Source organism: Kitasatospora sp. NPDC001261 (genome assembly GCF_042896795.1).
Taxonomy (GTDB): domain Bacteria; phylum Actinomycetota; class Actinomycetes; order Streptomycetales; family Streptomycetaceae; genus Kitasatospora.
Map to the genome: position 1 here is coordinate 14,440 of NZ_JBIAXP010000007.1, position 15,654 is coordinate 30,093.

Below are 15,654 nucleotides of genomic sequence, written 5' to 3' on the forward strand. Positions count from 1 at the left end.
CTAAAAGAGCTGTCAACGCTTCATCAGAAATGCATGAGAAAAGAGCCCTTGCTGCGGCCCTGTCAGACGGGGGGCAGCTCGGGTGAAAACGGATGAACCGACCACTCGGGTGTGAGGTAAATCACGCCCCGAGGGGCGGTCGCCGGCCTGCCTCCGAGGCACGTCCGGCGGTCGCGAACGGTGACGCACGGCACCGGGGCGCCGCTCCGGCCGCCGGATCGACGACGCTCCATCGGGCAATCTCCGCTGGTCACCATGGGTCTCGCGGCGGGATCCGGGGGGCGGGCGCGAGGCGGGACGCTCGGCGGGGCCATACGGTTCCCGGGATCCGAAAGGTCGTTCTTGCGAGGTTCGGCGCGGGAAATCCGATTCTTGCTGGCTGGCCGTCAGGTCGGATAACCAGGCTTTACCGCAGTGGAGTTGTCGGAGAAATGGGCAGCAGAATTGCCAACTCCGGCTTTCCGAAAGCACAGAGGTGCCCCCGGAGTATCGAACACCCGGGGGCACCTGAGGAGTTGATCGCGGCAATTCGGCCGTCGCGGCGCTACACGGCTCTCACTCGTGCAGCGCCCGCGCGCTGCCGTCGACCCGGGCGCTGCCCGGCAGGGCGATGAGCTCGGGCTTGAACAGCGGCTGGGTGTCCATCGCGGGCTCCCAGGTCGCCAGTTTCTCGTCCTGGGGCACCTCGATCCGCCGGTCGGCGGCGAGGTCGTCGACCACCTTGAGCAGCAGTCGCACGCCGAGCGGCGCCAGGTGGTCGCGCCACAGGCTCTGCGCGGTCGAGCCCGGGGGCACGAGCAGGTGCTCCTGGGCGGCGAGCGGGCCGCCGTCGGTGCGCTCGGTGAGGTGGTAGACGCTCCCGCCCGTCACCTTGTCGCCGTCGCGGATGGTCCACCGGATCGCGTCCCGGCCGCGGTGCAGCGGCAGCAGGCTGGGGTGGTAGCCGATGGTGGCGAGGCCGGCCCGGGCGCGCGTCCTCCTGCCGAGGAAGGCGTGCGAGTGCGCGGCGAGGATGACGTCCACCCCGTCCGGGATGTGCATCGCCCGCAGTTCGAGCGAGTCCGTCCAGGGGATGTCCCGGGGGAACGCCCAGGCGCGCAGGCGGTCCCAGGACATCGCGTCGCTCTCGTCGGACTTCCCCTTGCGCAGCCGGGGCGCGGCCGCGCCGACGATCTTGTGCCCCTTGTCCAGGAGGGCTTCCGCGACCTGGACCGCGAACGCCCCCTGTCCTGACATGTAGATGTTCATCCGCACTCTCTCAGTCCGGAGTGGTCGGGCGTGAAGCGCACCGGCATGGTGGAGAACCCGGTCAGGAAGTTGGACCGGATCGGCAGCGCCTCCTCGGTCTGCTCGAACCCGAGGGTGAAGTCCCGCAGGGCCTTGAGCAGTTCGGCGATCTCCACCTTGGCCAGGTACGAGCCGACGCAGAAGTGCGGGCCGTAGCCGAAGGCCAGGTGCTTGTTGGGGGTGCGGCCGAGGTCGAACTCCCCGGGCCGGGCGAAGACCCGTTCGTCCCGGTTGCCGGAGGCGTGCCAGAGCGTGACGATGTCGCCCGGCCGCAGCCGTACGCCGTGCAGTTCGGTCTCCCGCTCGACGCTGCGCCCGAAGTGCATGGTGGGCGACGCCCAGCGCAGCACCTCGTCCACGGCCGTCTCGATCGCGACCTCGCCCCGCTTGAGCCGGCGCCACTGCTCGGGGTGGGCCGCGAGGGTGCGGACGCAGTCGATCATCGTCAGCCGGCTGGTCTCGTCGCCCCCGATGATCAGGCTGTAGCAGTTGAGCACGACGTCCTCGTCGGACAGCGGCACACCGTCGACGGCGCTGCCGATCAGCATGCTGATCACGTCGTCGCCGGGTGCCTCGCGCCGCTCCTCGACGATGTCCATGAAGTACATCAGGATCTCGTTGCGGGCCATCTCGGAGTCGACCTCGTCGACGTCCTCGTCGTCCGCGGACAGTGCCGTCTTGGTGAGGCTGAGCAGGTAGTCCCGGTCCCGCTCGGGGACGCCGAGCAGGTTGGAGATGGTGGTCATCGGGATCCGCGAGGCGATCCGCTCCGCGAAGTCGCAGCCGCCGGAGCCGACCGCCTCGCGGATCCACTGCCGGGTGTTGACCCGGACGGTCCGCGCGACCTCGTCGAGCACCCGCGGCGAGAGCACGCGCTGGAGGATCTTGCGCAGCTCCAGGTGCCGGGGCCCGTCGGTGACGGCCAGCATCCGGCCGGCCCCGGCGTCGCCGCCCTCCAGGAGGGTGACGAGCACGTTGCCGCGCTGGGACGTGAAGTTCACGTTGTCCCGGTAGGTGGCCATGATGTCGTCGTAGCGGGAGAGCACCCAGAACCCCCGGCGGCCGTCGACCGGCGGGTTCCAGTGCATCGGCGCGGTGTCCCGCAGGGTGCGCCAGAACCCGTCGAGGTCGTGGTCGGCGAAGGTGGCCGGGTCGCCCAGGTCCACGGTGTCCAGTGCCGGTGTGCTCATGCCTACCAGTCCGTCCGCCAGAACCGGCGGGGCTGGAAGGGGTAGGCGGGCAGCGGCACGCGGCGGCCGGCCCCGTCCCGGTGCAGGGCGTCGAAGTCCACCTGCAGGCCGGTCACCCAGGCGGCGGCCAGGCCGGTCAGGGCCGGCGCGTCCTGGCCGGCCGGCACGATCCCGTCGTCGGTGCGGGAGAAGGAGCCCGGGTCCGTGCGCGGGGCGGCGGCGGTCGAGGCGACCGGGCCGCGGGCGTCGTCGGACAGCGCCGCGATCAGCTCCTCGCGGCTGCGGACCACGGCCGCCCACCGGCGGCCCATCACCTTGCGGCCGAGGTTGAGGGTGAAGCAGACGTCGTCCAGGCGCAGTTCCGGGCGGGCCTCCAGCCACTCCCGGAGCCGGGTGCGCTGACGGGCCAGCGCGTCGTCGTCCATCGCGGACAGGGTGGCCAGCCGGGGGCGGCCCGCCTCCTCGGGGGCGCGTCCGGCCGGTGCCGGCGGCTCCTCCAGCACCAGGTGGGCGTTGTAGCCGCCGCCGCCGAGGGAGGTGATGCCCGCGCGGCGGATGCCGGCCTCCGGCTCCCAGGCCGCGCCCTCGATCTGCGGCACGAAGGGGGTGCTGGGGAAGTCGAGGTCCTGGTTGACCTCGGTCAGGTTGATGGTGGCCGGGAGCGTCCGGTGGTACAGCGCCAGCGCGGCCTTGACCGTGCCGAAGCCGCCGGACACCACGCCGCCGTGGCCCACGTTGCCCTTGACCCCGCCGATCGAGGCGGTCGCGGTCCGCTTCCCGAACGCCATGGTCGCCGCGTGCACTTCGAGCTCGTCGGTCACCGGCAGGCCGAGGCCGTTGGCCTCGTACATGGACACGGTGTCCGGGCTGACGCCGCCGACCTCCATGGCGGCGGCGATGCACGCGCTCAGCCGCTCGGGCTGGGCCAGGCCGTACGCCATCGCGCTGACGCCGTTGTTGTTGACGGCCGAGCCCCGGACGACGGCGTAGACGTGGTCGCGGTCGGCGACGGCCCGGCCGAGCGGCTTCAGCAGCAGGGTGACGACGCCGCTGGACAGCGCGCTGCCGGTGCCGTTGGCGTCGAACGGACGGCAGTGGCCGTCCTTCGACAGGATGCGGTTCTCCTCCCACAGGTGCCCGCGCGGGTGCGGCAGGCGGACCATCGCGCCGCCGGCGATCGCCATGTCGCTCTGGCCGAGCAGCAGCGACTGGCAGGCCAGGTGCACCGCGTAGTGGAAGCCCGCGCAGACGGCGGCGACCGTGACGGCCTCGCCGGTGAGCCCCATGTAGTACAGGGCGTTGGAGGTCATGCTGTCCGGCGACCACGCCAGGCTGGCCTCGATCGCCTCGGGGCCGACCGACGCCCGGTCCGGCGGGGAGCTGTAGAGCGCGGCGGTCTGCGGGTTGTTGGCGCCGTACATGCCGATCTCGGCGGTGAGCCGGTCCGGGTCGTAGCCGCCGTCCTCCAGGGACTCCCAGGCGCTCTCCAGGTAGAGCCGGTTCTCCGGGGTCATCGCGGCGGCCATCCGGTCGCTGATGCCGAACACCGACGGGTCGAACCTGTCGTACGTGTCGAGGACGCCGCAGGCCCGGACGTAGGACGGGTTGTGGATCAGGGTCTCGTCGACGTGGATGTCCTCCTTGGCCAGGAACGACACGGTCTCCCGGCCGTGGACGAGGACGTCCCAGAACTGCTCCTTGGTGCGGGCGCCGGGCGCCCGCAGGGACATGCCGATGACGGCCACGTCACCCGGGTCGTACTCCTGCTCGGGGCTGTCGGTCATGGAAGGCTCCTGCTTCGTGTGCTTCGTGTCGGGTGGAGGTGACGCGGGTGGCTATCGGCCGGTGCCGCCGGCGCCGCGGCCGCGCAGGGCGGCGCGGCGGGCGCCGGCGCGCTGGCGGGCCGACTCGACCACCTCGGGGGTGGCGCCGCTGTCGTCGTCGAGCCAGCGGGCGAGGGAGGCGATGTCGCGGAAGCTGAACAGGTCGGGCACCCGGACGCGGCGGTCGAAGCGACGGGTCATCAGCCGGGCGAGGCGGATCAGCAGCAGCGAGTCGCCGCCGAGGTCGTAGAAGGCGGACTGCACGTCGATGCCCGACGGATCGAGGTCGAGCAGCTCGCCCCAGATCTCCGCCAGCGCCACCTCGGTCGGCGTGCCGGCGGCCGACCGCGGCCCGTCGGTGCCGGCGGCCGGCGGCTCGGGCAGCGCGTCGCGGTCGAGCTTGCCGCCCGGGCCCAGCGGGAGGGCGGGCAGGAAGACGAGCGTCGCGGGCACCAGGTAGTCGGGCACCTCGGTGGCGAGCCGGCCGGTGATCGCGCCCTGGAGGGCCGGGTCCAGCCGGGGGCCGTCCTGCGGTGCGCCCTCGCCGGCGGGGACGACGTAGCCGACCAGCCGGTTGCCCCGGACGGCGGCGGCGGCCTCCCGGACCTCGGGGCAGCCGGTCAGCCGGGCCTCGACCTCCTCCAGCTCGATCCGGTAGCCGCGCAGCTTGACCTGGTGGTCGGAGCGGCCGAGGAACCGGAGTTCGCCGTCCTCGGTGAACCTGACGACGTCCCCGGTGCGGTACATCCGCTCGCCGTCGCGGAACGGGTCCGGAACGAACCGCTCGGCGGTGGTGCCGGGCCGGTTGACGTAGCCGTGCGCGAGGCCGACGCCGCCGAGGTAGAGCTCGCCGGACTCGCCGGCCGGGAGCGGCCGCAGCTCGTCGTCGAGCACGTAGACCAGGTCGGTGGTGGTCGGCGGGCCGATGGTCGGCTCGTCCGTCCCGTCCTCGGGCACCAGCCCGAACGAGCAGAAGACGGTGCCCTCGGTGGGGCCGTAGGCGTTGAACACCCGGGTGGCGCCCGTCTCCCGGTAGGCCCGGTCGGCCAGCTTGCGGCGCAGCGCCTCGCCGCCGAAGACGATCGACCGCACGTTCGGGGGCAGGGCGCCGGCGTCGAGCAGGCCGTTCATGACCGACGGGACGACGGACAGGTGGGTGATCCGGTCCGCGTACCGGCTCTCCGTCAGGTGGACGGCGCTCTCGACGAGCACGACGGCGCCGCCGCGGCACAGCGCGTTGAAGACCTCCATCACGGACAGGTCGAAGCAGACCGAGCTGGCCGCCGAGACGCCGCTCAGGTCGCAGCCCTCCAGGACCCGGTCCATCTCGGCGAGCATCGCCACGGCGCCGGCGTGCCGGACGGCCACGCCCTTGGGCCTGCCGGTGGAGCCCGAGGTGTAGATGACGTACGCGGTGTCCTCGGGCACGACCGCCACGGGCTCGGCGCCGGGCTCGGTGGCCGTGGTCCCGCCGAGTACGACCACGGTCGGTCCGGGCGGGCAACTGGCCCGGGACGCGGGCGTGGTGAGCAGCAGCCGGGTCCCGCTGTCCTCGACCATGAAGGCCAGCCGGTCGGCGGGGTAGTTCGGGTCCAGCGGCAGGTAGCAGGAGCCGGTGCGCAGGGCCGCCAGGACGGCGACGAGCAGGTCGGGGGTGCGCTCGACGCAGATGCCGACCGGGACGCCCGGGCCCGCGCCGTCGGCGAGGAGCCGCTCGGCCAGCTCGCGGGACCGCTCGTTCAGCTCGCCGTAGGTCAGCACGCCGGCGTCGGAGTAGACCGCGGTCGCGTCGGGGTTCTTGACCGCCTGGGCGATGAACTCGGAGTGCAGGGTTTCGGTCACTGCTCTGTCTCCTTGGGGAGGCCGGCCGGCGCGATGTCGCCGAGGGCCTGGTCGGGTCGGGCGATCGAGTCGAAGAGCACGGTGCGGTACAGCGCGAGCAGGGCCGTCACGGTCTGCCTCTCCAGGTAGCCCGGTTTGAACTGGACGTGGCCGGCCACCCGGCCGTCGATGTCGGCCATCGAGATCTCCAGGTCGAACTTGGCGAGGTGCCTGCGCACCTGGAGCGGTTCGAGCGGCAGCGCGGCGTCCGGGGAGAGCGTCTCGCCGACGCCGTGGAAGAGCTTGACGGAGCGGGGGAAGGCGTCCGAGGAGAGCCAGTTCACCACCACGTCGAACCACGGGGAGCGGCCCTCGGCGCGCGGCGGCTTCAGCTGGGCGGCCAGCAGGTCCAGGGGGTAGTTCATGTGCTCCAGGAGGCCGAGCGAGAAGGCGTGGACCTCGCGCAGCAGCTCGCGGAAGCTGCGGTCCCCGGCGGGGTTCGCCCGGACCAGCACGGTGTTGAGGTAGTAGCCGATCGCGGACTCCCAGCCGGGCTCGGCCCGTTGGGCGATCGCTGTGGCCAGCACCGAGTCCTCCGTCCCGGCCGCGCGGTTGAGCGTGGCGAAGAACCCGGCCAGCACGACGGTGCTGATCGACACGCCCTCGCGCACCGCGAACTCCCGCAGCAGCCGGGTCTCCTCGGTGCTCCAGCGGAACGCGAGGTCGCGGCCCTCGTAGGTGACGCCCGGCGGCCGCTCCTTGCTGGACAGGTCCAGGTGGGCGGGCGGGTCGGCGAGCTTCTCCGACCACCAGTCCAGCGCCGCCTCCGCGGCCGGCCCGGCCAGCCACTGCCGCTCCCACTCGACGAACTCGGTGTACGGGGCGACCGGCGTGCGGCCGGCCGGGTCGGCGCCCTCGTAGAACTCCTGGAGCTCACGGATCATGATGTCGGCCGAGGCCGCGTCCGAGGCGATGTGGTGGACCAGCACCATCAGGAAGTGGTCGGACGGGCCGCGCCGCATCAGGACGACGCGCACCAGCGGACCGTTGTCCATGTCCAGCGGCTCGTGCCCGTACCGGGCCAGTTCCTCGCGGGCCTCCTCGTCGTCCAGGTCGGCGGTGTCCACCACGAGGAACTCGTACACCGGCTCGTCCAGGACGACCTGGTACGGGCGGCCGCCCGCCTCCACGTAGAGGGTGCGCAGCGCGGGGTGCCGGTCGAGCACGGCCAGGACGGCGCGCTCCAGGGCGTCCTCGTCGACCGCCGTCCGGATCCGGGCGGTCACCATGTAGTTGTAGGGCACGGCGTCCGGCGCGATCATCTGCATGAACCAGAGCGAGGCCTGGCCGTGCGAGGCCGGCGCCAGTTCGAGGCCGAGGCCTTCGGCGCGCAGCTGCTCCGACGCCGGCGTGTCGGTGGCCTCCAGCAGGCCGCGCGCGTCCAGCTCCTCCAGCAGCTCCTCGGCGTCCAGTTCGGACAGGTCCTCCAGGAAGGACCGCGCCGGCTCGGGCGCCGGCGTGGGCGTGGGTGCCTGGACCGCCTGGGGCGGCTGCGGGGCGGGAGCGGGAGCGGCCGGTCCGTCGGCGAGCCCGACGAAGTGGCCGACCACCTCGGCGATGGAGCGCCCGTCCAGGAACACCACCGGCGAGACCCGGTGCCCGAGGACCGCCTGCATCCGGTTGACGAGGCGGATCGCGAGCATCGAGTCGAGGCCGAAGTCGCGCAGGCCGGCGCCGGCGTCGAACCGGCCCGCCGGTACGCCCAGCGCGTCGGCGAGTTCGGCGAGGACGACCTCCGCCACCGGCCGCTCCGCCACGGGGGCCTGCGCCGGGTGTGCCGCGACCGGTTCGGCGACGGCGGCGACGGCGGCGGCCGGGGCCGGGGCGGGCTCGCGGCGGGGCTCGGAGTCGATCCAGTAGCGCTCCTTCTGCCACTGGACGAGCGGGGTCTCCACCACCTCGACGTCGTCGCCGAACAGCGGGTCGAAGGTCAGCGGCAGGCCCCTGACGAACAGTTCGGCGGCGGCGCCCAGCAGGCAGCGGAGGTCGCTCTCCCCGCGCCGCATCGAGTTGACCGCGTGCACCCGGACGCCCCGGGACAGTCCGGTCTCCTCGACCGCGCCGCGCAGCGTCTCGTGCGGGCCGATCTCGATGAAGGTGGAGACGCCCCGGTCGACGAGCGCGGCGGTCGCCTCGGCGAACCGGACCCGGTCGCGCAGGTTGCGCACCCAGTAGTCGGCGTCGACGACCGGGTTCACCGCGCCGGCCAGGGCGGTGGAGTGGAAGTCGATGCCGGGCGCCAGCGGGGTGACGGACTCGAGGCGCTCACGCAGCGGGCCGGTCAGCGCGTCCATGCCGGGGCTGTGCATCGGCCGTTCGACCCGGAGCCTCCTGGCCGTGATCCCGTCCCGGCCGAGGTCGGCCGCCAGGGCGTCGAGGGCCTCGCGCGGGCCGGAGACCACCGTGCTGGTGGGGCTGTTGACGGCCGCGACGGCCGCCCGCCCGGCGTAGGCGGCGAGCCGGGGCAGCAGCTCCGGCTCCGGCAGGTCGACCGAGAGCATCGCGCCCGTGGCGGCCTCGTGTTCGAGCAGCTGCGAGCGGGCGACCACGACCTTGGCGGCGTCCTCCAGGGACAGCGCGCCGGCCACGCAGGCGGCCGCGACCTCGCCCAGGCTGTGCCCGACCACGGCGGCCGGCTCGACGCCGAGTCCGAGCCAGACCTTCGCCAGCGAGACCTGGAGGGCGAACAGCACCGGCTGCTGGACGTCCAGCTCCTCGTACCGGGCCTGCCCGTCCGGGGCGGTGAGCCGGTCGAGCACCGAGCCGCCGCCGGCCGCGCGCACGGCGTCGTCGCAGGCGTGCATCCACCGCCGGAAGCCGGCGTGCGAGCGCAGCAGTTCGCGGCCCATGCCGGCCCAGTGGGTGCCGGTGCCGGAGAACACCAGCGCCACCCGCCGGTCGGCGGTGCCGGAGACAGTGCCGGTGACGGCGTCGGGGTGCGGCCGGCCGTCGGCGATCCGGGCGAGCCCGTCCAGGACGTCCTGCCGGTCGCGGGCGAACAGGGCGATCCGGTGGGCGTGGTGGGTGCGCCGGGCGGCGAGGGTGTAGGCGAGGTCGGAGACCCGCAGGGCCGGGTCGCGTTCGACGTGGTTGGACAGCGCGCGGCAGGTGTCGGCCAGCGCGTCCGCGGTCCGGGCCGTGACGGGGACCAGGTGCACCCGGTCGGCCGCCGCGGCCTCGCCGCCGCCCGGTACGGCGTGCCGTCCGCGGTCGCCCGCGAGGAAGGGATGGGCGGCGACGGGGAGTCCGGCCGCGTAGAGGGCGCCGAGCGAGCCGAGCAGGGTCGCGGCCTCGTCGGCGCCGCGCCGCAGCGAGGGCAGGGTGGTGACGGCCGGCAGGATCTCCGACACCGACTTGAGCAGCAGGGGGTGGGGGCTGAGCTCGACCACCGCGTCGACGTCGTGGTCGCGCAGCCTGGTCAGGGCGTCGACCACCCGGATCTCCCGGCGCAGGTTGTCCGCCCAGTAGTCCGGCCCGAGCTCCGCGCCGTCGACCGGCTCGCCGGTGACCGTCGAGATCATCGGGACGCGGGCGGTGCGCGGCCTGATGCCGTCCAGCTCGGCCTTCAGCGGGGCGAGGACGTGGTCGACCAGCGGCGAGTGCGGGGCGTGGCCCATCCGCACCCGGTGGTTGACGACGCCGGCGTCGGTCAGCCGCCGGACGAGGTCGTCGATCTCCTGCGGGGTGCCGGTGACCAGGGTGGAGCTCAGGCCGTTGTGGCCGGAGAGGGTGAGCCCGCCGGTCAGGTGCGGCCGGACCTCGTCCGCCGGGGTCATCACCACGATGCCCTCGCCGCGGCCGACGGCCAGCTGCTGGAGGAGCCGGCCGTGGTGGGCGGCCAGCCGGGAGGCGTCCTCGAAGTCGAGCGCGCCGGCGATGTGCGCGGCGGCGAACTCGCCGACGCTCTGCCCCACCACGACGTCCGGCTCCACGCCCAGTGAGCGCCAGGTCTCGGCCAGCGCGACCTGGAGGGAGAACAGCAGCGGCTGGAAGACGTCCATGTCGTCGAGGCGGCCGTCCGGGTCCATCAGCTGCTCCACGAGCGAGAAGCCCAGCAGCTCCCGCATCCGCCGGTCGGACCTCGTCATGGAGCGGCGGAACTCGGGCCGGCCGGCGAGCAGTTGGCGGCCCATGCCGACCCACTGCGAGCCGTTGCCGGAGAACAGGAACGCCACCCGCGGCCGGCCGGGCCGCTCCCCGACCTCCCCGACGCTCAGGCCGGGGGACGTGGTGCCGGCGGCGAAGGCGTCCAGGCCGGTGCGGAGTTCGGCCATGTCGCGGGCGGTGGCCGCGAGCCGGAACGGGCCGTCGCCGGGCGTGCGGCGGCAGAGCGCGCGCAGGTCGGTCGCGTCCCGCGACTCCAGGGCCCGCTCGGCCAGCCCCGCGGGGGAGTCCGCGGCCAGCAGCAGCAGCGAGGCCTCGGGGCGCGGCAGTTCCTCGACGGCGATGTGGCAGATCGCGCCGCCGAAGCCGAAGGAGCTGACGCCGCCCCGGCGGGCGTCGGAGCGGCGCGGCCACGGCGTCAGCCGGTCCTGGACGGTGAGGTTGTACGCGTCGAACAGGATCTGCGGGTTGGGTGCGCTGTAGTGCAGGCTCGGCGGCAGGACGCCGTTGCGCATCGACAGCGCGAGCTTGGCCAGGCCGACGATGCCGGCCGCCGCCTCCAGGTGCCCGACGTTGGACTTGACGGAGCCGATCCTCAGCGGCGCCGCGCGGTCGGCGCCGCCCAGGACCGCGCCGACGGCGTTGGCCTCGATCGGGTCGCCGAGGGGCGTCGCGGTGCCGTGGCACTCGATGTAGTCCACGAGGTCCGGCGCGATGCCCGCCCGCTGGTACGCGGTGCGGAGCATCTTCTCCTGTGCCTGCGGGTTGGGCGCCGTCATCCCGTTGCTGGGACCGTCGTTGTTGGAGGAGCTGCCCTTGATGAGGCAGTACACCGGCAGGTCGCGCTCCAGCGCCACGCTCAGCGGGGCGAGCACGACGACGCCGGCGCCCTCGCCGCGGGTGGTGCCGTTGGCCCGGGCGTCGAAGGTCTTGCAGCGGCCGTCGGGGGAGATCGCGCCCAGCTGGTCCATGGCGGTGTAGTAGTCGGGGACGAAGCTGAGGTTGACGCCGCCGGCCAGCACCAGGTCGCTCTCGCCCAGCTGGATCGACTGGCACCCCACGTGCACCGAGACCAGGGATCCGGCGCAGGCGGCGTCGATCGCCATGCTGGGGCCCTGGAGGCCGAGGACGTAGGAGACGCGGTTGGCGATGATGCCGTCGTGGATGCCGGTCGCGGTGTGCGGGGTGATCTGGGCGTCGGGGCCGCGGTAGTGCGCCAGCGCGGCGTAGTCGTTCCAGCAGGAGGCCATGAACACGCCGGTGTCGCTGCCGACGAGGCTGTCCGGCGCGATGCCCGCGTCCTCCAGCGCCTCCCAGCACAGCTCCAGGACGAGGCGCTGCTGCGGGTCCATCTGGACGGCCTCGCGGGGCGAGATGCCGAAGAACAGCGGGTCGAACCGGTCGATGCCGTCGATGAACCCGCCCCAGCGCACCCGGTCGCCCAGCAGCTCGCGGCGGGCGGCCGGCACCGGTCCGACGGCGTCGCCGCCCTCGACCAGCAGCCGCCAGAACGAGGACGGGTCCGGTCCGCCGGGGAAGCGGCAGCCGATGCCCACGACCGCGACCGGCTCGTGCGCGGGCTTGCGGCGCTCGGCGCCGGGGCCGGGCCCGGCGGCGCGCGGGCCGTCGACGAGGGCGCGGGCCAGTCCGTCCAGGGTCGGGTACTGCCACATCCAGGTGGCCGGGACCTGCCAGCCGAGGTACTCGGACAGGGAGGCCGCGAGGTTCACCGACTTCAACGAGTCCAGCCCGTACCGGTGCATGGGCGCCCGGAGGTCCACCGAGGCCGCGGACACGTCCGACAGCTCGGCGAAGCGGGACAGCAGGAAATCCGTGACGTCGGTGATGTCTCGCGCTGCGCGCTCGTGGGGCATGGCGACTCCCTCAGCAGGGCGGATGGAATGGAGGACGGGGCTTCGCGGCCGGCCGGTCGGGGGGGACGCCGATTTCAGGGCAGCCGGGAGCAGGGGGGCGGGGCACGGCGGGATCCGTCCTCCGCGCCGGGGGCCGTCGCGGAATCGGCGGGGCGGCGTGCGGACGGTGCCGGTGTTTCCGGAGTTCGCGCTCGACGTGAACGGGAAGTCCGGTGAAGTGAACGGGAAATCCGGTGGAGCGAACGAAAAGCGGGGCGGGGCGGAGTGGAGGGTGGGCGGCGTCGGGGCAGCGCCGGTCAGCCTGCCGGCACGGTAGTAGGTCTGTACATGACATGCATGGACGTGCGGTCGGGCAGCGCTGCTCCTCTCGTGACAGGAGGAAGGACTCGGGGTGCCGACCGCGCGGCGCGGCAGGACGGGGTGAGGGTCGGGTCTTCGGGGGTGCTTGAGTGGTCGCCGTTCAGCGGCTCACTGATCAGCGGCACACTGTGGAATTCTGGCCGACGCGTTCGGCTCCTGCCGGTCGGGCTGCCGGCCACTTCCGCTGCTGAGAATTCCGCAGCGCGGGTATGTTCATCCGCCCTCGGGGTGCGGAGAGATGTGTCGACTACGCGTTCATCGATTCAAGGATCGCGTATTTCGACGGCCGGATGAAGCGCTGGCGGGATTTGATCGACAAAGTGTCCGATTCGATCTCCTCGATGCGACAGATGTACGAATGTGTGATGGGTGCCGCCGTCGGGTAGAGGTCGACGGAAATCGAATGACCTGGGGAAGGGCCGACTGCCGGTACCATGCGCGCCGGGCGGGGTGGACAGCGGATGAGCGATCAATGCAAGCTGACCGCATGGCAGTTGAGAATCTTGATGCATCGTCAGCCAGTGCCGACAGCTCCTTAGTGAGGTCCCTCCCGCGGCGCCGTGCGCTCGGCCGCGAGCTCCCGGGCGGGCCCGCATGACCGCCACCGTGGTCGAGTCGGCCCGCCGGCCGGGGCTGGCGCTCGGCGTGCTGGCCGGGGCGTTCGCCCTGGACGTGAGCGGTCTCGGCGTGCTCAACGCCGCCCTGCCGTCCGTCGGAGAGCGCTTCGACCTGGGGGAGACCACGCTCCAGTGGGTGATGACCGCCTACGCCGTCACCTTCGCCGGCTTCCTGCTGGTGGGCGGCCGGCTCGCCGACGTCCTCGGGCGGCGGCGGGTGTTCGAGGTCGGCGTCGCCCTGTTCACCGTGTCCGCACTGGTCGGGGCGGTGGCCCCGAACACCGTCACGCTGCTGGGCGCGCGCGCCGTCCAGGGGATCGGCGCCGCCCTGTCGGGGCCGGCCGCGCTGGGCCTGCTCACCGCGCTCTTCCCGGTCGGCCCGGCCCGCAACCGGGCGATCAGCGTGTACACGGCCGTCGGCGCCGTGAGCTTCAGCGGCGGGGTGCTGCTGGGCGGCGTCCTGACCCAGTTCTTCGGCTGGCGTTCGGTGCTCTGGTTCTCGGTGCTGATCGGGGTCGGCGTGCTGGCCGCGACCCGCGTCGGACTGCCCGACGGCGCCGGGCACCGCGGCCGGCTGGACCTGCCCGGCGCGATCACCGGCACCCTCGGCCTCACCCTGCTCGTGGTCGGCGTGAGCAGCAGTGGTGCGACGGCGTGGACCGTCCTGGCCGCCGCGGCGGTCTCCCTGGTGCTGTTCGTCGTCCGGGAGCACCGCACCGCCGACCCGGTGCTCCCGCTCGGCCTCTTCCGGATCGCCTCGGTGCGGGACGCGAGCCTGTCGGCGTTCCTCCAGTACACGGGCTCGATCGGGATGCTGTTCTTCGCCCCGCTGTACCTCCAGGGGATGCTGCACTACTCGCCCTCCGAGTCCGGCCTGGCGCTGGTGCCGATGTCCCTGGCGGTGTTCCTCACCGCCAACTTCGTCACCGGCCGGCTGCTGGCCACGTACTCCCCGCGGACGCTGATGGCCGTCGGCCTGGTCCTGATCGGCGTCGGCACCGGGCTGTGGCTGGGCACGCCGCAGGACGGGAACTACGTGCTGCACGTGCTGCCCGGCCTGGTGGTCAGCGGCATCGGCCAGGGGCTGAACTTCCCCTCGATGACCACGGCCGGGCTCTCCGGCGTCCCGGAGCAGCAGCACGCCGTCGCGGGCGCGGTGAACGTCGTGACGCAGCAGATCGGCGCCAGCGCGGGCGTGGCGGTGATGGTCCTGGTCGCGGGGACCAGCTCGGACCAGCTCGGCGGCTACCACCTCGCCTACGTCACCGCCGCCGTCGCCTGCGTGCTGGGCGCGGCCGTCATCGCCGTACGGCGGAAGGCCTGAGGGGTCCCGCCCGGTCGAGGGCCGGAGCGGCCCGCCGAGAGGCGGCCCCGGGGTGCGCGCCGCACACCGGGGCCGCCTCCCGCCCGCTCAGGCGTTCGCGTCCGTGGAGGAGCGCACCACCAGCTGCGGCGCGAAGCGCTCCACCCGCTCCGACCGTTCACGGGCCGGGGACTGAAGGAGGGTCAGGGCGCGCTCGGCCATGGCGGTCAGCGGGTGGCGGATCGAGGTGATGGGCGGGTCGAGGAGTTCGAGCATCTCGGTGTCGTCGAAGCCGGTGACGGCGATCCGGCCGGGGACGGGGATCGCCGAGCGCTGCAGGGTGCTGACCAGCCCCACCGCGAGGACGTCCGCCCCGCAGACCACGGCGTCGATCCCGGCGTGCCGCTCGGCGATCCGGCGGCCCGCGGTGCGCCCGGCGTCGGTGGTGAAGCTGGGCAGCAGGACGGTGGTGGCGTCGGCGCCGCGGGCCCCGGTGAAGGCGGCGAGGCGCTCCGCGCCGGAGGAGGACGCCTGGTCGGCGGCGACCAGGGCGATCCGGTGGCGGCCGAGGCCTTCGAGGTGGTCGAGGAGCAGCCGCATCGCGGCGGTGTTGTCGAGGGTGACGGCCACGGTGCCGGAGCCGGTGGCCCAGCGGTCGAACAGGACGACCGGGGTGCGCTGGGCGGCGGCCCGGACGGCGGGGCCGGACGCGCCGGCGGAGACCGGGACGACGAGCAGCCCGTCGACCCGGCCGCCGAGCAGGGTCTCGATCTGCTCGGCCTCGACGGCGGTGTCGTTGGCGGCGTCGGAGACCACCAACTGCCCGCCGGCGGCGCGGACTTGCTGGGCGAGGGCGTCGGCGAGCTGGACGAAGTACGGGTTGGCGAGCGAGGGGACGACCACGCCGATGGTGCCCGTGGTGCCGGTGCGCAGCGCCCGGGCGGAGTGGTTGGTGCGGTAGCCGAGGTGCCGGGCGGCCTCCTCGACGCGGCGGGCGAGTTCCGGGTCGACGTTGCGCTGGGTGCCGGCCAGGACGCGTGAGGCGGTCGCGCGGGAGACACCGGCGGCCGCGGCCACGTCGAGGAGTCGGGGCGCTGTCACGTGGGGCGGTCCTTCGCGGTCGGGAACGGGCTCGGCTGAGCTCGCGGAATACGCAGCACGAGGGTACTTGACGGTTCCGGGGGCCTGGTCCACAGTGTGGGAGATCGATCTCCC

At 73.5% G+C, this 15,654-nt stretch carries 7 protein-coding genes; 1 reads left to right on the forward strand and 6 read right to left on the reverse strand.

What is annotated here, in order from left to right; all coding sequences use genetic code 11:
• Positions 1-555: 555 nt before the first annotated feature.
• The 5 genes from ACFY4B_RS11405 to ACFY4B_RS11425 are packed head-to-tail and all read right to left on the reverse strand — an operon-like array spanning position 556 to position 12,159.
• Entirely contained in the window at positions 556-1,248 is a 693-nt protein-coding gene (locus ACFY4B_RS11405; protein ID WP_387967334.1) for a formyltransferase family protein, read from the reverse strand.
• Positions 1,245-2,477 (reverse strand): cytochrome P450, encoded by a 1,233-nt coding sequence (locus tag ACFY4B_RS11410; protein ID WP_380742868.1) that lies wholly within the window; start codon positions 2,475-2,477, stop codon positions 1,245-1,247. Before ACFY4B_RS11410 ends, ACFY4B_RS11405 begins: the two co-directional genes overlap by 4 nt.
• Before the next feature lie 2 nt (positions 2,478-2,479).
• Complete coding sequence (locus tag ACFY4B_RS11415; protein WP_387967337.1) at positions 2,480-4,261, reverse strand: beta-ketoacyl synthase N-terminal-like domain-containing protein; 1,782 nt, start codon at positions 4,259-4,261, stop codon at positions 2,480-2,482.
• 51 nt (positions 4,262-4,312) lie between these two features.
• Positions 4,313-6,142 (reverse strand): amino acid adenylation domain-containing protein, encoded by a 1,830-nt coding sequence (locus tag ACFY4B_RS11420; RefSeq protein ID WP_387967339.1) that lies wholly within the window; start codon positions 6,140-6,142, stop codon positions 4,313-4,315.
• On the reverse strand, positions 6,139-12,159 hold the full coding sequence (locus ACFY4B_RS11425) for an acyltransferase domain-containing protein (protein WP_387967341.1): 6,021 nt from the start codon (positions 12,157-12,159) through the stop codon (positions 6,139-6,141). Before ACFY4B_RS11425 ends, ACFY4B_RS11420 begins: the two co-directional genes overlap by 4 nt.
• Before the next feature lie 954 nt (positions 12,160-13,113).
• Between ACFY4B_RS11425 and ACFY4B_RS11430 the strand changes: the two genes are divergently transcribed.
• Positions 13,114-14,460 carry an MFS transporter gene (locus ACFY4B_RS11430; protein ID WP_049651517.1) on the forward strand — a complete coding sequence of 449 codons (1,347 nt, stop codon included), beginning with the start codon at positions 13,114-13,116 and terminating at the stop codon, positions 14,458-14,460.
• A gap of 87 nt (positions 14,461-14,547) precedes the next feature.
• On the opposite strand, the gene ACFY4B_RS11435 is transcribed toward ACFY4B_RS11430, so the two are convergent.
• Positions 14,548-15,540 (reverse strand): LacI family DNA-binding transcriptional regulator, encoded by a 993-nt coding sequence (locus tag ACFY4B_RS11435; protein WP_074006038.1) that lies wholly within the window; start codon positions 15,538-15,540, stop codon positions 14,548-14,550.
• Between the last annotated feature and the right edge of the window lie 114 nt (positions 15,541-15,654).